This is a genomic window from Streptomyces sp. NBC_00335, assembly GCF_036127095.1.
Classification (GTDB): domain Bacteria; phylum Actinomycetota; class Actinomycetes; order Streptomycetales; family Streptomycetaceae; genus Streptomyces.
Genome location: NZ_CP108006.1, coordinates 2,053,129 through 2,069,567, shown reverse-complemented (window position 1 = coordinate 2,069,567; position 16,439 = coordinate 2,053,129). Strand labels below are relative to the sequence as shown.

20 protein-coding genes and 1 pseudogene are annotated in these 16,439 nt (G+C 69.8%); 13 read left to right on the top strand and 8 right to left on the bottom strand.

What is annotated here, in order from left to right; translation table 11 throughout:
• The first annotated feature begins 238 nt into the window (after nucleotides 1-238).
• Complete coding sequence (locus tag OHA37_RS09185; RefSeq protein ID WP_266903847.1) at nucleotides 239-409, top strand: hypothetical protein; 171 nt, start codon at nucleotides 239-241, stop codon at nucleotides 407-409.
• A 188-nt stretch (nucleotides 410-597) separates the two neighbouring features.
• On the opposite strand, the pseudogene OHA37_RS09180 reads toward OHA37_RS09185, so the two are convergent.
• Nucleotides 598-772, bottom strand: a pseudogene (locus OHA37_RS09180) (SAM-dependent methyltransferase); the annotation flags it as partial.
• Nucleotides 773-884: 112 nt separating this feature from the next.
• Between OHA37_RS09180 and OHA37_RS09175 the strand changes: the two are divergent.
• From OHA37_RS09175 to OHA37_RS09165, 3 genes are all read left to right on the top strand, one after another.
• Nucleotides 885-2,174, top strand: coding sequence for a DUF6236 family protein (locus tag OHA37_RS09175; RefSeq protein ID WP_266903846.1), 1,290 nt, complete (start codon nucleotides 885-887; stop codon nucleotides 2,172-2,174).
• Nucleotides 2,175-2,853: 679 nt separating this feature from the next.
• On the top strand, nucleotides 2,854-3,390 hold the full coding sequence (locus OHA37_RS09170; RefSeq protein WP_266903845.1) for a hypothetical protein: 537 nt from the start codon (nucleotides 2,854-2,856) through the stop codon (nucleotides 3,388-3,390).
• Nucleotides 3,391-3,501: 111 nt separating this feature from the next.
• Nucleotides 3,502-4,203 (top strand): class F sortase, encoded by a 702-nt coding sequence (locus tag OHA37_RS09165; RefSeq protein ID WP_266903844.1) that lies wholly within the window; start codon nucleotides 3,502-3,504, stop codon nucleotides 4,201-4,203.
• Between the two features lie 105 nt (nucleotides 4,204-4,308).
• On the opposite strand, the gene OHA37_RS09160 is transcribed toward OHA37_RS09165, so the two are convergent.
• Together OHA37_RS09160 and OHA37_RS09155 are read right to left on the bottom strand one after the other, a co-directional pair.
• Nucleotides 4,309-4,956, bottom strand: a complete 648-nt coding sequence (locus OHA37_RS09160) for a carbohydrate-binding module family 14 protein (RefSeq protein WP_266903843.1) — start codon at nucleotides 4,954-4,956, stop codon at nucleotides 4,309-4,311.
• Between the two features lie 835 nt (nucleotides 4,957-5,791).
• Nucleotides 5,792-7,240 carry a hypothetical protein gene (locus OHA37_RS09155; protein ID WP_266903842.1) on the bottom strand — a complete coding sequence of 483 codons (1,449 nt, stop codon included), beginning with the start codon at nucleotides 7,238-7,240 and terminating at the stop codon, nucleotides 5,792-5,794.
• Between the two features lie 537 nt (nucleotides 7,241-7,777).
• On the opposite strand from OHA37_RS09155, the gene OHA37_RS09150 reads away from it, so the two are divergent.
• The 3 genes from OHA37_RS09150 (at nucleotide 7,778) to OHA37_RS09140 (ending at nucleotide 9,688) form a co-directional block, all read left to right on the top strand.
• Complete coding sequence (locus OHA37_RS09150; protein ID WP_266903841.1) at nucleotides 7,778-8,170, top strand: hypothetical protein; 393 nt, start codon at nucleotides 7,778-7,780, stop codon at nucleotides 8,168-8,170.
• A gap of 124 nt (nucleotides 8,171-8,294) precedes the next feature.
• Nucleotides 8,295-9,425: a sulfite exporter TauE/SafE family protein gene (locus tag OHA37_RS09145; RefSeq protein ID WP_266903840.1), complete on the top strand. Its 1,131-nt coding sequence runs from the start codon at nucleotides 8,295-8,297 to the stop codon at nucleotides 9,423-9,425.
• A complete protein-coding gene (locus OHA37_RS09140) occupies nucleotides 9,425-9,688 on the top strand; it encodes a heavy-metal-associated domain-containing protein (RefSeq protein WP_266903839.1) in 264 nt (87 codons plus the stop codon). Before OHA37_RS09145 ends, OHA37_RS09140 begins: the two co-directional genes overlap by 1 nt.
• A gap of 75 nt (nucleotides 9,689-9,763) precedes the next feature.
• Here the strand turns inward: OHA37_RS09140 and OHA37_RS09135 are convergent, their stop codons facing one another.
• The 3 genes from OHA37_RS09135 to OHA37_RS09125 form a co-directional block, all read right to left on the bottom strand.
• Nucleotides 9,764-10,495 carry a hypothetical protein gene (locus OHA37_RS09135; protein WP_266903838.1) on the bottom strand — a complete coding sequence of 244 codons (732 nt, stop codon included), beginning with the start codon at nucleotides 10,493-10,495 and terminating at the stop codon, nucleotides 9,764-9,766.
• 106 nt (nucleotides 10,496-10,601) lie between these two features.
• Entirely contained in the window at nucleotides 10,602-11,045 is a 444-nt protein-coding gene (locus tag OHA37_RS09130; RefSeq protein ID WP_266903837.1) for a hypothetical protein, read from the bottom strand.
• A gap of 79 nt (nucleotides 11,046-11,124) precedes the next feature.
• Nucleotides 11,125-11,694, bottom strand: a complete 570-nt coding sequence (locus tag OHA37_RS09125) for a TetR/AcrR family transcriptional regulator (protein ID WP_266903836.1) — start codon at nucleotides 11,692-11,694, stop codon at nucleotides 11,125-11,127.
• A gap of 80 nt (nucleotides 11,695-11,774) precedes the next feature.
• Here OHA37_RS09125 and OHA37_RS09120 point away from each other — a divergent pair, with 80 nt between their 5' ends.
• Together OHA37_RS09120 and OHA37_RS09115 are read left to right on the top strand one after the other, a co-directional pair.
• The gene (locus tag OHA37_RS09120; RefSeq protein ID WP_266903835.1) at nucleotides 11,775-11,921 is read left to right on the top strand and encodes a hypothetical protein; all 147 of its coding nucleotides are present in this window, start codon (nucleotides 11,775-11,777) and stop codon (nucleotides 11,919-11,921) included.
• Entirely contained in the window at nucleotides 11,918-12,445 is a 528-nt protein-coding gene (locus tag OHA37_RS09115) for a hypothetical protein (RefSeq protein WP_266903834.1), read from the top strand. The genes OHA37_RS09120 and OHA37_RS09115 overlap by 4 nt, the downstream gene beginning before the upstream one ends.
• 15 nt (nucleotides 12,446-12,460) lie before the next feature.
• On the opposite strand, the gene OHA37_RS09110 is transcribed toward OHA37_RS09115, so the two are convergent.
• The gene (locus OHA37_RS09110; protein WP_266903833.1) at nucleotides 12,461-12,871 is read right to left on the bottom strand and encodes a four-helix bundle copper-binding protein; all 411 of its coding nucleotides are present in this window, start codon (nucleotides 12,869-12,871) and stop codon (nucleotides 12,461-12,463) included.
• A gap of 145 nt (nucleotides 12,872-13,016) precedes the next feature.
• A complete protein-coding gene (locus OHA37_RS09105; protein ID WP_266903832.1) occupies nucleotides 13,017-13,538 on the bottom strand; it encodes a DUF4396 domain-containing protein in 522 nt (173 codons plus the stop codon).
• A gap of 146 nt (nucleotides 13,539-13,684) precedes the next feature.
• Between OHA37_RS09105 and OHA37_RS09100 the strand changes: the two genes are divergently transcribed.
• The 4 genes from OHA37_RS09100 (at nucleotide 13,685) to OHA37_RS09085 (ending at nucleotide 16,417) form a co-directional block, all read left to right on the top strand.
• Nucleotides 13,685-14,125: a DUF6153 family protein gene (locus tag OHA37_RS09100; RefSeq protein ID WP_266903831.1), complete on the top strand. Its 441-nt coding sequence runs from the start codon at nucleotides 13,685-13,687 to the stop codon at nucleotides 14,123-14,125.
• A gap of 106 nt (nucleotides 14,126-14,231) precedes the next feature.
• Complete coding sequence (locus OHA37_RS09095; protein ID WP_266903830.1) at nucleotides 14,232-14,864, top strand: DUF305 domain-containing protein; 633 nt, start codon at nucleotides 14,232-14,234, stop codon at nucleotides 14,862-14,864.
• A gap of 98 nt (nucleotides 14,865-14,962) precedes the next feature.
• Nucleotides 14,963-15,868, top strand: a complete 906-nt coding sequence (locus OHA37_RS09090; protein WP_266903829.1) for a F510_1955 family glycosylhydrolase — start codon at nucleotides 14,963-14,965, stop codon at nucleotides 15,866-15,868.
• Nucleotides 15,869-16,027: 159 nt separating this feature from the next.
• Nucleotides 16,028-16,417: a hypothetical protein gene (locus tag OHA37_RS09085; protein WP_266903828.1), complete on the top strand. Its 390-nt coding sequence runs from the start codon at nucleotides 16,028-16,030 to the stop codon at nucleotides 16,415-16,417.
• Nucleotides 16,418-16,439: the final 22 nt, after the last annotated feature.

Genomic DNA, 16,439 nt, shown 5'->3' with positions numbered 1-16,439 from the left:
ACTGATCTCGCCCCGGCGGGCAGCAGCTCAGTGCGGAAGCCTCGTACGAAAGCAGGCCTGCTCGGCTAAGCCCGCGTGGAAGATTGCCGCCCTGCGGGCGCCGGGACGGTAGCGGCGGTGGTGACCACGTCGGTGGTCAGGTTCCGCGTAGTCGTGCAGCCATCCCTCAGGAGCCGTTATCCGGTGAGCGGCGGCTCGTTGGTACCAGTACCTGACAGTCCCGAATAAGGAGAGCCACATGCCCGAGATCGATGAGCACGACGCCGACGACCAGCCTGAGCTGGTCGTCCGCAGGGTCGCCGGCCCCCAGGACGATGGCCCCGGGGCGGGCGTGGATGCTGCTGACCAGGAGCCCGCGCCGGAGGCGAGGACACGCGGTGGAGGCGTGATGGACCAGGGCCAGTCGTAGCCGAAGGCCGCCGGTTGGTGCCGCCCCGCGGTAGGTGTCCCGCTGGGTGGCCCTCGTCGGTGGGGCCCACCCAGCTCCGGATCGACTGGGCCGGTGCCGGGTTCATCTGCGGGTAGGCGTTCGTCTCACCAGGCCACGGCCGTCTCAGGCGGGCTTGCGGGTTTCGATAAGGATCGGGCGGTGTGGGCGAGGAAGTACTCCACCAGCTCGAAGACGCCGGCCGGCCCCACGTGCTGGGAAAAGGCACGTGCCGATGGGTACGAGGATGCGGGCGATTTCCTCCTGCCAGGCCTTCACGGGATGGCGGCTGGTGACGCGGTCGAACGCACCGTCGGCGAGCGGCAAGGCCGGCTCGTCCTCGGCCATTGCTCCCAGTCGGGCCCCGGTATTCCCCAACAGGCCCTGGTTCGGGGCGAGATCGGTTGCGTCTCCACCATCCCTTCCGCAACACGCCCGTGCTGGCTAGCGTGATCCGATGCAGCGCATCGGGCTCTACTACCCGTACATCCACTTCCGCAGCGAGGAGTGGCTGAAAGCGGCGGCCTTGTACTGGCCGCGCATGGCACGTGTGGTCCCCGACCGGTTCGTCCCGGCCGATGCGGGTGTTGCCCTGGCGCTCAAGGACGGGCTCGACTTCGTCGTCGACGTCTCTCCTCGCGAGGCGATCGAAGCGGTGATTCCGCTGTTCAGAGAGGTGTTCAGCGTCGACTCCCACACCATGTGGCGACGCTATGCGAACAACCTGCGGGAGCGGGCCGTCAAGCAGCCGGGAAGAGTGCCCATGATGCGCTACGACGCGTATGACGGGGCAACCCGCGCCTGGCCGCAGGGAGGCGGCGATCCTGGTCTCGGACCGGACCTGGTGCCGATGCACTGGGGCGAAGTCGCCTACTGGGAAATGGAGTCCATGGGGCTGATGGTGCCCGGCATCGCCGATAACGTGGACGTCGATGGACGCCAGTCCCGTTGGGCCGCCATGGACCCCACCCTCGCCTGGATCTGGAAGCGCGTGGTCGTCGACGAACTGGCGCGCCGCACCGGGTACCTGCCCGTCACCGACCAGCCCGTCCTGCACCCGTACAGCGGCGACTGGAGCGCCCCGCGGCTGGCGGAGGTTCTCCTGGGAGAAAGCGGCCCCCAGCTCATTAGCCGTTATCGGGCCCACAACAGTGCCGCTCCCGTAACGCCCGCGACCGTGTTCGGCCAACGGCAGTTCGCGGCCGCTATCGGGCATCTGGTGGTGCGCTGCGTGGTGCCGCGCGGTCTCCAGGACATCCCGGTCGAGAAGATCATCCAGCTGCGCACCCGCCATGCCACGGAGTTCGACGCCTTCGCGGACGCGGTGGCCGCGACGGCTGAGGAGCTGCGTGTCGCGCTTGGCTCCGCCGACGATCCCGCGGCCGTTGAGGCGTATCTGCGGCTGTTGGTCCAGCAGCGGTTCACGACGCCATTGAAAGACCTCGAAGCGGCGATGAAGGGGCTCAGGATGGAGGCTGGCCATGCCGCGATCGGTTACAAGCTGGAGCTCGGCAGCGCGGCGGCCGCTTCCCTGGGCGGGTTGGCCGCAGGATCGTCCCTGCTCACCGCCGGAGCGGTCGCCTTCGGCGTGACGTCCATACGCCGTCACGTGGTTGACGCCCGCGACGCTCACCTGCGGAACTCCGCGGTCACTTGCCTCCTGCGGATCAAGTACGACCTCGAACCGCAGTCGCTCCTGCGGCGCATCCTGCGCGTCTCGGCCCGGGCTGCGGGCACCGGGATCTGACGCGGCCGGGACCTCGCTCCATGGGTGCCGTCGCGACAGCTCGGCTTGGCCGCTGACGTCGAAACCGCGGGTCCGGTGTGGCTCCGGCGACCATCGGGCCGGTGGGGTTCGCCACCTCGCCCGTCTCGACGATCTTGGCGCCTTGCGCCCGGAGTCGAACCGAGGGTGATCACGAAGAGGAAGCGCACGGGCCAAGGCGGCGGGTTCATGACGGTCGGTGAGGGGGCCGTGGGCGCATCGGCGGCCGTACTGGCCTCTGTGGCGACCGGCCGGTCACGCCGCTCGATGCCCTTCGTCGGTGTTCTGGCTCCGCGGTGCATCCGTCAGTGATCTGCTGATCCGGGCCGCCTTGGGGTAGGGGATGCCAGCGTTGCGGGGCTGCTCGGTTCCCGGGGCCGTCGGCGATTCGGGGCGGGGGCCTGGGGGGCCATTGCAGGGAGTCCCTGGCAGGGAGTCCGTCATGCGTTCGGCCGAACTTGCTGCGGTAACCCAGAGATCACCTGCTAAGCGGTCTGACCTGCACGGTCATTGGGCTTCGGGCTCTGTCGTGTCCGCGACACGCCGGACGGGTGCGCCGGTCCGGGATGCGCCGGTTGAGGGACGGCCGTGTGCTGATCCCGGGACGCGGTTCCTGCCTTACACGGGGGTGGCTCCGTGGCCGCGTCCAGGGGAGAACAACATGCGTACGTCCTCGATACTCACCGGTGGCGCCCTCGCCCTCGCGACAGGCTTCGGCCTCGCTGGCCCGGCCGCCGCTGCCGGCAGCCCGGCCGCCGCAGCCGCCTCCAACCCGGTCGTGCTCCAGCCCAACCCGGTCGCTCCGGGCGGGCAGTTCTCCGTCTTCGACGGAGGCAACTGCAAGGGCAAGGAGGGCCTGGCCACCTTCAAGACGGGCGTCACCGGCTCCAGCATCCCGACCGTCAAGCTCTCCATGCTCAAGAACGAGGTCGGCGGCGTCGGCACCGTTCCCGCGAGCACCAAGCCCGGCTCCTACGAGGTGTCCGTGGTCTGCGACGACGGCAAGGGCAACGTCGAGGGCCCGTTCACCGGCACCCTCACCGTCTCTGCGGCGCACCCCAAGGGCGCGGTGAAGACCGGCCTCGGCGGCACCCAGGACTCCGGTACGAACCTTGCGGCCGGCATCGGCGCCCTCGGTGCCGCGGCCGTCGGCGGAGTGTGGATGGCGCGCCGCCGGACGGCCTCCGGTCGGGCCTGACCGGTCTGCGGCTCAGGCCGTACGCGTATGGCGGTGTCGGATCCGGTGCCCCGAGCCCGGATCCGGCACCTCCGCGGGTCACCGACATCACACGGACAAGAGGGGGCGTACGTGCCGGACGGACGGCGTTGGGGGAACCGGACGATCGGATCCCTGACCGCACTCGCGGCGGCCGTGGGGGTCTGGCTGATCACCACCGATGACATACCGCAGCCGCCACCCCAGCCGACCCGGGCCCAAGGTCTCCTCGGCACCCAGCACCGGGTGTTCGACCAGTTGCGCGGTGAGTCGCGAGGGGGGAGCTCCGCGCCCACCCCGACGTCCACGCCCCAGCCGGCGGCCATGGCCCCGGCCGAGCCGGAACGCATCCGCGTACCCTCGCTCCGCATCGACGCCCCACTCACGGGCCTCGGCCTGGAGAGCGACGGCAGCCTCCAGGCGCCCCCGCCCGACGGCAAGAACCTCGCGGGCTGGTACGCGGGTGGTACGTCACCCGGCGCAGATGGCACGGCCGTCGTCGCCAGCCATGTGGACAACAAGCAGGGTCCCGCCGTCTTCTACCAGCTCGGAGCTCTGAAGAAGGGCGAGCGCATAGAAGTAGCACGCCGAGACGGAACCACTGCGGTCTTCACCGTCGACGCGATCGAGGTCCACGACCGCGAGGGCTTCCCCGACCAGCAGGTCTACGGCGCCACGGGACGCCCCGAACTGCGGCTCATCACCTGCGGCGGCACCTACACCAAGAAGACCGGTTACCCGGCCAACGTCGTCGTCTACGCCCACCTCACCGACACCCCGGCATCCACGCGCTGAGACCTCAGGGGTCCCGCCGTGTCGGCGGGGGACCTGGGTTGCTCCCGTCGAGGGCCACGGTGTGCGGGGGTATTGACGTACGTGCTCATTCCGCGCGGGCCGGGGTTATCCGAGGAGTTTCACGGTGCCGTTACCGGTCGATGCCTCGAAGAGACCGTCGCGGCCGGCGAAGGAGGCGGTGTAGCCGAGCAGCAGGTCCGTGACGGTACCGACCAGGCCCGAGGTGCTGTCGCAGGTGGCGACGCTGGGCGCGCCACGGGTGTTGTCGTAGTAGTTGACCGACTGAGTGGTGGCGGTGCACAGGACCTTGCCGGACTTGCTCTTGAACGTGATCGGCACTCCGATCAGTCCGGTCTTCAGGGTCGCCTTGAGGCCGACGACCTTCAGCGGGAGCTTTTGAAGGTGGGCCGGGGCGGCGGTCAGCGTGGTCGCGCCGGTGGGGGCCTGGGAGTGGACCTGATCGGGCCAGTCGCAGACCGGGCCGGGCCGGGCCCCCTCGTTGAACAGGAGCCCGTCGGGACATGTGTAGCGGGTGGGCCGGTAGGCGTTGTCGCATACCCAGAACGTGGCCGGGTCGCTGAGGTGCTGGTAGTAGCCTCCCAGCCTCTTGCAGATGTTCCGGTCGACGGGCGGCGGGACCGTGGCAGCAGCTACGGCCGCGGGGGCCGGCGCGGGCTGGGCCTGGACAGGGGCAGCCATCGTGAGCAGCGCGGCCAGGGCAGCCAGCGGTGCGAGGATGTGGATGATCTTCATGCGCGTAGTCTCGCGGCCCGGGGTGCCGGTGTCCCGGGATGACCGTTACCCGCCAGTGGCCGGTTCCCTCTCCGTCGTGCCTGCTGGCGCACACATGCCGCAACGGTGGCTGAGGGTTCCTTGGTGCCTGTGCGACGCGATGGCCATGACGGGCCATCGGGTAAGGGGCCCGATGCGGCATCAACGCAGCCGTAGGCGAGCTGGGGCTCGCCCTGAAGTCCGAGCGGAACTGGAATGCTCAGTCGCGTCGATGGCTCAGCGGTGGTGCCCAGGCCCCCCCGAGAGGACTACGGCCATGATGCAGAGCCCGCCTGCGCCTGGGCGACGGCAGACCGGTCGCTGTCAGTCGACGACTGGACGCCGTTCCGGCCGGTCCCGAGCAGCAAACCAGCGTCGCGATTCCGCACGCAGCGCCCACAACGCACACAACTCAAGCCACGAAGGCAAGATTGAAAGGCTCTGACCTGTGGTTTTCTTCCACCTGTTTTGGTTGGATCTGTTTCTGACGACCCATCATGTCGAGTGCGTCGCGATCCTTGAGCCCGTTGGAAAGGGCGTCTGACCTGCGGGTTAAGGCAGTGTGCGTTATGTGCGCTGTGGGCGTTACGGGCGATATCTTGACGCAGATTTGACGCTCGTGACGCACGTTTGACGCACGCCGTCGGCGATCTCTGACGGGCCGTCAGGCGTGGAAGGGCGCGTCCCGCAGCAGATTGTGATCTCGCTGCGGGAGGCGCCCTTTCCGGTAGTCGGCGACCGAGTCGGTCGGCGTCAGACCCGCGATCCACCTCCTTCTCTCCGATTACGCTCTGTGATAGTCAGAGGGGGCTCGCGACTAGTAGGCGGGACCGTAGGGGTTCCATCCGTGCAGGAACGGCTGCAGGTCGCTGGCGCGAGGTTCGGGAATGTCGGGCAGGCGGAGCGTCCCGTTGAGCGGGTTCAGGCGCTCCACGTGGTCGGTAGCCCAGGCGATCCATGCCTCGGCTCCGTCCCTCTCTGGCCCGGTCGCCAAGGTCTCTGCGTGGAGTCGGAGGGCGTCGACGTACTCGGCCAGGCCCGCTGCACGGCGCCATGCTTGTTCCTGGGCTTCGAGGTGCTGGACTCGGTCTGCCTCGGCGAAGTCGATCTTTGCCCGTTGCATCGCGGCTTCCCATTGCAGCCGCTTTTCCCGTGCCGCCTCCAGGTCGGCCAGTCGTTTGCGTTCGGCTGCCTCGCCTCGAAGTCCTACTTCCTGCACGATTTCGGCGAGCTGATCCTCAAGGGGGCGTGAAGTCGTATCGGCCCATTCCCCGGCCCTGTGTGGCAGCCCGCCACTGACACAGAATCTCAGGCGCTCAGCGGGGGAGTGGTCGTACCGAGGAATCCGCACCCAGGAGTGCTTCTCGGCGTCCGAGAGCTCCTTCTTCGTGGGGATGTGGTCGGTCCGGTCCTGTTCTTGCAGGATGAGGAAATCGCATCGCTGGCCCTGGGCGGTGATGGTGAAGTGGGGAGGGCCGTTTCGTCTGCGATGTGGCGCGGGTGCACTCTCGGCCGTGCCGAACGCGCTGGTAAATCCCAGCCTCTGCGTTGCGGTGAGCAATGCGTGGATGAGGCGGAGGGCTCTGCTCTGCACGGCTTTGGTCAGCGCCATGGGCTGGGGGTGCGCCTGCAGAGCTCTGACCACGGGGTGTGGAGTGGGGAGCCGTGCCGGTACGGGGACGGGTGGCAGTACGGCCAATCGCCATGCGGGGGTGTCGACGAGCCGGATTTCGTATCCGTCGCGGCACCAGCCGGCGTGCAGTTGCTTGGTTGCAGGGATCTTTCCCGACCGCCGTGCGGCGGCAACACGGACCGGCCATTTCTCGGTCTCCCGACCGGTGGCTTCGCGTTTGACGACGCGGCCGCCGGCTTCGGCGAGCTCTTCCAGGAGCTGCTCCGTGACGGTCTTGGCCTTCTTCCGCGGAAGGGAGCTCGTTCGCTGAACCGGTACGGGCGCAGCCGCCTGGCCGCTGGACTTTTTGCTCTTGGCCACGTCGGGTGGCTGGATTCCAGTCTGCGGTGCGGGAGCGGTGTCTTTGCCGCGAGGCTGTTCCGGCGGATGGGATCCGTGGTCCAGGTATTGCTGGCCGGCCTTGGTGAGGGCGACGGACCATTGCCCCTGGCGCCTGGAGACTTTGACCAGTCCGCGGCTGTGCAGGGCTTGGCAGCTGAGTTTGTGCCCGGTTCCTTCCCACACGCCGTCAGGGCAGCCTCGGGCGACCCATTGCAGCACCTGTTGCTGCCGTTCGTTGAGCTCTCGTGGCACCTGAACTCCCCACCGTGCGAATGCCTGCACAGGCATGCTCGCAGCCCCACTCCGCCTGGCGCGGGTGGAAGGGGGGTGGCCGGCGACGATGAAGATTCGGACAGACGTATGCATGGCCGCCTGTGGTGGCTAGGCTCGCAGTCGTTCGTTGGTGGCCGCCGTGGACGCTTGCCGGTCGGCCTGTGACGGGTGCTGGCCATTTCGCGATCATCCGAGTAGGAGGCCGCCGGGCGTACGACTGCCCGTACTAGCCTGGCCGTCCGGGCTGAAGTGTTCCCGTGTCTCCGGCAGGGGAAGGTGCAGGGGTATCGGTCCCCCTTGGCTGCGGCCAGGAGAGGGCTGGCGGTGAGCAGCACATGCGGTCACCGCTTTGTTATCAGGTCAACGGCCTCATCTGAGGACGCGTCGGCCAGGGTGCCAACGTCGACGTGCCTCAGCTCTCGCTCCGCCCATGCGGCGGCGCCAAGGCCATCCCCCGAGGCCGCACCTGAGCCCCTGGCCGACGAGCGGCTGCCGGCGATGGCTAGCATCATTCGCATGCTGCAGCGTCTGCCCCTGTCGCTCCGGACGTGGTCCGGGGCGCTGCTGGTGTGTGCGCTGTTCGCCTGCCTGTCAGGGCTGGCGCGTCCAGCGATGGCCATGGCGATGCCGGGGCCGATGGACATGCCCGCGCAGGTGATGGCCGTGGGGCATGCCGGGGCGGAGATTGTGGCCGAGGTACCCGGCCATGGCTCGGGCTGCCCGGTGGCTACGGAGCAGTGCGTGGCGCCGAAGGGCGTCCCGGCGCAGGACAGTCCGGCGGCTCCGGTGCCCATGGTCGAGTCGCGCCTGATGAGCTGCGCTCCCGCGCTCCTGGCGGCCCGGCCCAAGGCTCCGCCCTCGTCGGCCGACCCTCCTGATCTGTACCGGTTGTGCGTATCACGGACGTGACGGCCAGCTGCTCGTGAGGCGTGATCGTTAGCCTCGCGGGACGCCGTGATCTCTCATGTCCTCTTCGGCACGCCCGAGATCTTCCGTGTGCGCGTGTCTTCGTCGCAGAACAGGAGTACGACGAATGCCGTCGTCCGTCGCTTTGCTGATCACCGGTGCGAGCACCGGTCTCCTCGCCGGTGGTGCCTCGTGCGCCGCCGTCCAGGGGGGCCTGCTGGCCGGGGCCGTCACCCGCCGCCGCAGCCTCGCCCCGAAGCCTTTCCCCAGGGCCGCGGCCAAAGCGGCCCGCTCCGCGCGTCTCGAGCCCGAGGGTGTCGCGTCGTTGGCTCCGGTCGGGGCGTTCCTGGCCGGGAAGCTGGTCTCCCATACCCTGCTCGGCGCGCTGCTGGGCGTCTTCGGCAACGCGCTGCAGCCCAGACCCCGTACCCAGGCGGTGCTTCTGCTGGTGGCGGGGCTGCTCATGGTGCTGTTCGCGCTGGATCTGTTCGGGGTGAAGTGGGTGGGACGGCTGCTGCCGCGTACGCCCTCGTCGTTCGGGCGGCTGATGCGGCGCAGCGCGAAGACCGATTCGGGTGCCGCTCCGGCGCTGCTCGGCTTCGCGACCGTGCTGGTGCCCTGCGGGGTGACCCTGTCGATGGAACTGCTTGCCGTCACCTCGGGGTCGCCGGTGGCCGGCGCCGCGGTGATGGCCGGTTTCGTCGTCGGGACTGCGCCGCTGTTCGCCGTGCTCGGGTACCTGTTTCGGCGGAGCAGCCAGGCACTGTCGGGGAAACTGGCCGTGCTCACCGGTGTGGTGGTGCTGAGTGTGGCGGCCTGGACGATGGGCTCCGCCTTGCAGGCGGGCGGTTGGGTGTCGTTCAACACGCCCGGCAAGCAGTCGGTGGCTAACGGGCCGTTCATCGTCGAGGGTGGTGACGGAAGCGGTGATGGCAACGGCGGAACGGCGACCGGAGAAGCCGCCCCGGTACGCATCGGCGCATCCGGGGAGCAGACGGTCATCCTGACGGTGACGGACTTTTACCTCCCCACGCAGTTCACAGCGAAGGCTGGTGTGCCCACCACGCTGGTACTGCGGGGCAAGGACTCCGGCGGTTGCGCCCGCGCCTTCACCATCCCCGAGCTCGGGGTCCAGGAGATCGTCAAGCGGGACGGCGACACCGAGATCGACCTTGGTACGCGCAAGCCCGGCACCCTCCGCTTCTCCTGCGCCATGGGCATGCAGACCGGCGCCATCGAGTTCAAGAAGGACGCGTAATGAAGCTGTTCAGCCGCAAGAAGAAGACCGGGGCTGAGACCGGTGAGCAGGTGGTGCTGTTGATCGAGGGCATGCACTGCGGCAGCTGCGGTCTGCTCATCGACGACGAGCTGGAGGAACTCGCCCAGGTCCGCTCCGCCGCAACCGACGTGCGGGCCGGACGCAGCGTCGTCGTCCTGGAGGAGGGCTCCGACTCCGACACCGCTGCTCTCGTCGCGGTCGTGGAAGCAGCGGGCGAGTACACCGCGCGCCTCGCCGGCTGACCCACGGCCGTACATCGGGGGCCTCGGCAATGCGCGGTGGGTGGCGAGGACTGACCGCGCGGACAGCCTTGGCATTCAGTGGCCGGTGTGTCCGTCGTTGTGAGGCGGGATGGTGGCGGCGGGCTTGGGCTGGGTGGAGGTACCCGTTACCGGGGTGGTGGCCGGGGAGGGGCTGGTTGTGGGGGCGTGGTCATCCGCGGCGGGCTCTTCCGCGGTGCCGTGGTTGTGGCCGCCGCCGGGCGCGGTCTCGGTCTCCATGGAAGCCGCGACTTCGCGCAGTCCGAAGAAGGCGAGAGCCGCCACCGCCAGAACGGTCAGGCCCAGGGGGCTGAAGATGCGGCGGGTGGGGGTCTCGGCGTCCTTGACGACGTAGGCGGTGAAGGAGACGAGGATGCCGGCGGGTACGAGGACGGCGCCGCGGGCGGGGAAGTCGTCGAAGTGCTGGAGGCCGCCGCTGAGCATGCCGATGCCGAACGACAGCAGCAGCGAGGAGCCGATCACCACGAGCATGCGCGGCAGGCCGGGCCGCTCGCGGGTGAGGAGGAACTCGTTGAGGACGGTCGCAGCGAGGAAGACGAGCGCGCCGTAGGCGGCGATGCGGGTGTAGCGGTCGGGGTCGAGGGGGTGGTGGACGACGGCGCCGCTGATGAGGCCGGCACCGACGAAGTAGCCGACGTAGCCGAGGTAGCGGGCGGCCAGTGACCGCTTGCGGGAGGACTGGGCCTTGCGCCGGGCGGCCCTCCCGGCGGTAGGAGCCTGCGGCGGGGTCTGCGGGGTGTGGGCGTCGAGGAGCTGGGCGGATGCCATGTGTACGGGTTCCTTGGGTGCGTGCGTGGCTCATCACCCGGCCGGCCATGGTGGCAGCGGTCCGCGGCGATGAGATTCAGGGCAGAACGGGGCAAAAGGCCCGGATCTACACCTGTTGCACCACTGAACCGAGGGAACTGTGCGACGGAGGTAGACCGCAGGGCGGGATCTGGGTCCACTGCTGCGGTGTCATCGCGGCGAAGGCGGCAGTCCGCACGGCGACGGCGGTCAGGTGCGGGCCGGGCAGGTCATGGCCCTGCTGCGGGTGTGCGGTGGCGCACGCCTCCGCGGGATGCGAGTGGCCGCCGTCGGCGTCGCCGTCGTGGTGGTCGGGCCGCTGGGCCTCGTGGTGAGAGAGGTCACCGGCGCCGGCGGCCGCCAGATGGGGGACCGCCGCGGCGTCGCCGGTGACGTGCGCGGTGGCGCTGTCGGCTCCGGCTGCGTGGGTGTAGAGGAACGCGAACAGCAGCGCGGCCAGCCACAGCAGCCGCAGCGGGCCCGCCGGGCGGCGGGTCCGCGTCGTGCTGAACGCTTGGCGGGCCGTGATCACACCGTGACCCTATCCGGCGGCCGGGAGGTGCTGTCCGGCGACCCCTTTGTCGATCACACGAAGCGGTGACCTGGCGGGTTCAGGGAACCGGGCGCAGGCCGTCGAGGGTGACGGCGACCAGGCGGGTCACCGCGGCCTGGGAAGTGAGGGTGGCCGCGGCGGTCAGGGCGTGGAGGCAGTACTGGGCGAGCTCGGCGGGTGGGACGTCCGAGCGCAGGTCACCGGCTTCGGTCGCTTCGGCGATCAGGTGCTGGAGCATGCCGTGCAGGTGCCGCTCGGCGTGGGTGACGTGCTCGCCCTGATGCAGGAGGGCGGCGAGTTCTCCGCCGTGCCGCTGCCGGGCGATGCCCGCGTATGCCACCAATACCGCCGTCAGGCGTTCCATGGCCGTTCCGGTCTGGTCGCGGAGGCCAGCGAGTTGCTGGAGGTGGGCTGTGACCTGGCGTTCGTGCCAGGCCAGCAGCACTGCTTCGACGTCGGAGAAGTACTTGTAGAGGGTGGCCCGGCCGATGCCGGTCTGCTCGGCGATCTGGGACATGGTCACCGACCGCAGGCCGCCGTCGGCCACCAGTTTCGCGGTGGTGTCCAGGATCGCCTCGCGCACGGCGGCGCGGTGCGCGTCGATCGTCTCGTTCCACAGCTTGGGCACCCACCCAGGATACGGACGTCCACAGGGCATACACTCAGTTTTAGATAGAGACAGGGTGTCTCGAAAAATCGGGAGGCGTCATGGCAGGCTCACCGGACCGTCACGATGACGACGGCGAGGGGGCGCCGCGCTGGGTGAAGGTGTCCGTAGTGGTGGCCGTCGTGCTGATCGTGGTGTTCGTGGTCGTGCACCTGGCCGGCGGCGGCATGGCGGGGCACGGGTCGTGAGCCCGTTCCCGCCGCGGCTGCGCAAGCTCGCGCTCACCCTTCACGTCACCGCGTCGGTCGGCTGGCTGGGCGCGGTCGCGGCATTCCTCGCCCTCGCCGTCGCCGGGCTGGCCGCTAGCTCGCCCCAGACGGTGCGGGGCGCCTACCTCGCGATGGATGTGGTCGGCTGGTATGTGATCGTGCCGTTCAGCGCCGCCTGCCTACTGACCGGCCTGGTGCAGTCGGCCGGCACGGTGTGGGGGCTGCTGCGCTATTACTGGGTCATCGCGAAGCTCCTGATCACTGTGGTCGCGACCGTTTTGCTGCTGGTCCACATGCAGCCGGTCGGTCACCTCGCGGACGCGGCCGCACGGGCGGCCCTTGCGGGCGGTGAGATGGAGGGCATGCGTATCCAGCTGATCGCGGACGCGGCCGCGGCCCTGCTGGTGTTGCTCACGGCCGCGGCCTTGTCGGTGTTCAAGCCGCGCGGGATGACCCGCTACGGGCGCCGCCGCCAGCGCGAGCAGATCCCGCAGCCGCGCTGACTGGCCCCGGGCTGGTCAGCCGAGGGCGCCGAGGAGTTCGTTGCACGCCGTCTCGCAGGAGCGGCAGGCTTCGGCGCAGATGCGGCAGTGCTCGTGCATGTCCGCGTGCTGGCCGCATTCGTCGGCGCACGCCTTGCAGACCGTGGCGCACGCCTTCAGCATCGCGGCGGTGATGTTGGCGTCATAGCCGGTGTGGCGGGAGAGGACCGCGGCGGTGGCGGTGCAGATGTCGGCGCAGTCCATGTCTGTACGGATGCACTTGGCGAGGTCGCCGACCATGCCCTCGGACAGGCAGGCGTCCGCACAGGCGGTACACGCCTGGGCGCAGGCGATGCACTGCTCGATGCAGGCGGTGAGTTTGGCCTGGTCGATGTCGCCGAGGTCGGCCGGGTAGGTGGCGAGCATGTCCTTGACGGTGCTGGACATCGTCGGTGCCTCCGTTCCCCGCGGGGCCGGCGGACCGGGACGGCCGCCGTCGAAGCCCCCGGTACCTCCAGCCTCCGCCCCTGGACGCGACCGCGCCCGGCCGCACCGTGAGGTGCGGCCGGGCGCCGGTGCCGTACGGCTGTGGTCAGTGGTAGGCGTGGACGACGGCGTGGCCCTTGCCGCGGCCGATCATCAACTTGTTCACGGGCGTGGTGATCAGGAAGGCGACGGCGAAGCCGCCCAGCAGAGCCGTCCAGAACAGGGTGTCCGACAGGTGGGCGTCCATCGCGCCGGGGACCACGGCGATGATGCCGTTGTCGACGAGCTCCATCACCGCGATCGAGACGGTGTCGGCGGCCAGCGCGACCTTCACGGCCGTCTTGAAGTCCAGGCCAGCCTTGCGGACCGCGAACAGGGTGAAGGAGTAGCCGAAGACGAACGCCAGCGCGATCGCCAGGATCATCGTCTGAACGTTGCCCCACATCAGGGCGGTGCCGATGACCATGCCGAGGATCTCGCCGATGGCGCACCCGGTCAGGCAGTGCAGCGTCGCCTTCGCCGCGGCCCCCCACGTCACCCCGCCCATCTGGTGACCGGCGTGACCCGCGTGCGCCTGGTGCGCGGCGTGGTCGTGCGCGGTGCTGGTGTGGTGTGCGTTGTGGTCCATGGCCGTCATCCCCAATCCCGTCCAGTGTGACCCCGTCCCCGCGGGCTCACAACATCCACTGTATACCCCCCAGGGGTATACCTCAAGGGGTTGTCGTTCGGGCCCCTCGCCTCGCACCCGCCGAGGCGGGCGCTTACGATGCGGGCATGGAAGGTCAGGTGATGCGAGCGGTGAAGCCCTTCGGGCTGCGCTCCTACCTGCTCCTTGTTCTGGTCGTACTGGCGGGGCTGGTGGCCATGCACGGCCTGGGGCCCGCCCCCGCATCGGCCGCTACGCACGCGGGGGTCGCTTCCCACCACGTGTCGGCCGTCGGCCACGAGAAGGCGGTCGCCGACGATGCCGCGTGCCAGGACGGCTGCGTCCATGCCGGCGATCCGGCAGGCGGCGGAGGCGGCGGGCACACGGAGCACGCAGATGCGACGTGCGCGGCCACCGGCACGGTCGGCGCCCCGGTTCTGCCCGCGCCTGCGGTCCTGCCCGGCCACGCCGAAGCCCAGGCGGTCCCTGCGCACGGGGCCATCCCCGACGCCACCGCCTGCGGGCGGGCGCCGCCGTCACTGAGCGAACTGCAACTCCTGCGCATATAGGGCGGCCCCGGCATGCCCGGCCCCCAGAGGGCCGACCAGCCTCTCGGCCCCGCCCTACTTCCGCACGCCCGCCGACGCGCGCGTGCCCCACAGCAGGAGTTGCACCATGACCAGGAAGCGTTCCCTGATCCGCCGCGTCACCGCCGTGACCGCGGCCGCCACCGCCGCCCTCGTCCTCGCCGCCTGTGGCGGCAACGGCAACGGAAACGACAGCGGCTCGGCCCACAACGGGCACAACACCGCCTCCCCTTCCGCCTCCGCCCCCGCGCAGCAGGGCGACCACAACGCCGCCGACACCGCGTTTGCGCAGGGGATGATCCCCCACCACCGCCAGGCCATCGAGATGGCCGACCTCGCCACGACGCGCGCCGAGTCGGCTGAGGTGAAGAAGCTGGCCGATGAGATCAAGAAGGCCCAGGACCCGGAGATCGAGACCCTCTCCGGCTGGCTGACCTCCTGGGGCGAGAAGGTCCCCGCCGAGGATGCCGGCCACGGCGGGCACGACATGTCCGGGATGATGACGGCCGAAGAGATGAAGCAGCTCGAAGCCTCCTCGGACAAGGCGTTCGACACGGCCTTCCTGACGATGATGGTCAAGCATCACGAAGGCGCCGTCGCCATGGCCAAGACCGAGCAGGCCGACGGCACCTACCAGCCCGCCAAGGACATGGCCCAGGCGATCATCACCTCCCAGAGCGCGGAGATCGCCCGGATGAACACGCTCCTCGGGAAGAGCTGACCCGCATCAGCACACCCCGGGTGCGGGCAGCCAGCAACAGCTGCCCGCACCCGGGTCAGCCAGCCCTTCTTCCCCTTCAAGCGTTCTGGACCTCACACATGACCATCCGCTTCCGCATAGCCGCGCTCGCGGCCGCCACGGCGTCCGGCGTCCTGCTGCTGACTGCCTGCTCAACCACCGAGATCACGCCCGCACAGGGCAACGTCGGCGCAGCGAGCGACCCCGACCCGGGAACCGGGCACCTGCACGGCCTGGGCGTCGACCCGGCCGACGGCACCCTCTACGCCGCCGGGCACCTCGGCGTCTTCCGCCTCACCCCCGCAGGCGCCGTACGGATCGCCGACCGCTACCAGGACACGATGGGCTTCACCATCACCGGCCCGCGCACCTTCCTCGCCAGCGGCCACCCCTCACCCACCGACCCCGCCGCCACCTCACCGCATCTGGGACTGATCCGCAGTACCGACACCGGCCATACCTGGACCACCGTCTCCGCCGCAGGCGAAGCCGACTTCCACTCCCTCCAGCAGGCCGGCCCCACCCTCTACGGCCTCGACAGCCAGACCTCGCAGATCTGGGCCAGCACAGACGCCGGCGCCACCTGGGAGCGGCGCGCGCGGATCTCGGCCGGGGACCTCGCCGCCCACGCCGAGACGCCGCAGGAAGTGTGGGCGACCAGCCGTGACGGGCTGCTGCACAGCACCGACAGCGGCGCCACCTTCCAGCCGGTCCCAGGCACGCCGGCCCTGGCCGCCGTGGAGCTGCCGACTCCCGGGCAGCTGATCGCCCTCACCACGGACGGCAAGGTCCTCTCCGGTGGCGACGGGACCTCCTGGAAAGAACGCGGCCGCCTCCCGGGCGGCGTGCAGGGTGCCGTACTGACCGCGGCCGGCCCCGACCACCTCCTGGCCGCCGACAGCAACGACGCCGTCCACGAATCCAAGGACGGCGGCCGCACCTGGACCACCGTGCACCAAGGGGGCCACACGAACACCGGACACTGACCCGCCCGCGCTGAACGCCGCACCGGCCGTTCCGTGGTGCAGCAGGTGTAGACCCGGGATTTCTGCCCGATCAGTCCTGCACTTTCGCCTGGCCCAGCAGCCGCCTGCTCTGGCGCGCGCCCGCGATGAGCCACGCATGCCACCAGAAAGAACATGCCCGTGACATCACCCCAGCTCCTGGACTCCCGGCCCACCCACAGCCGGCCGCCCGCGCCCGCCGAAGGACGCGCCGCCCGTCGCAAACAACGCTCACACCAGGCCCGCAAGCGTTCACTGGCCGCCCGCTACCGCGGCTACGTCGGATACTTCGTCGGCGCTTGCCTGATCAGCGGCGCCGTCGTCCACCACCCGCTCGACCCTGCCCGCATCGCCCTCTACGGCGTCCTGGTCTTCCTCGCCGCCACCGTCGTCAACGAGTTCCTCCTCACCCGCGAGCGCCCCGGGCCTTCGCGGATGACGGTGGTCATCGGTGCCTCCCTGATGCTCTCGTTCGGCATCGGATGCTCAGCTGCGGCCTTCAGTACTTCGACGACTTCCCCGACCGGGTAACGGCCCTTGCCCCCCATCGGAC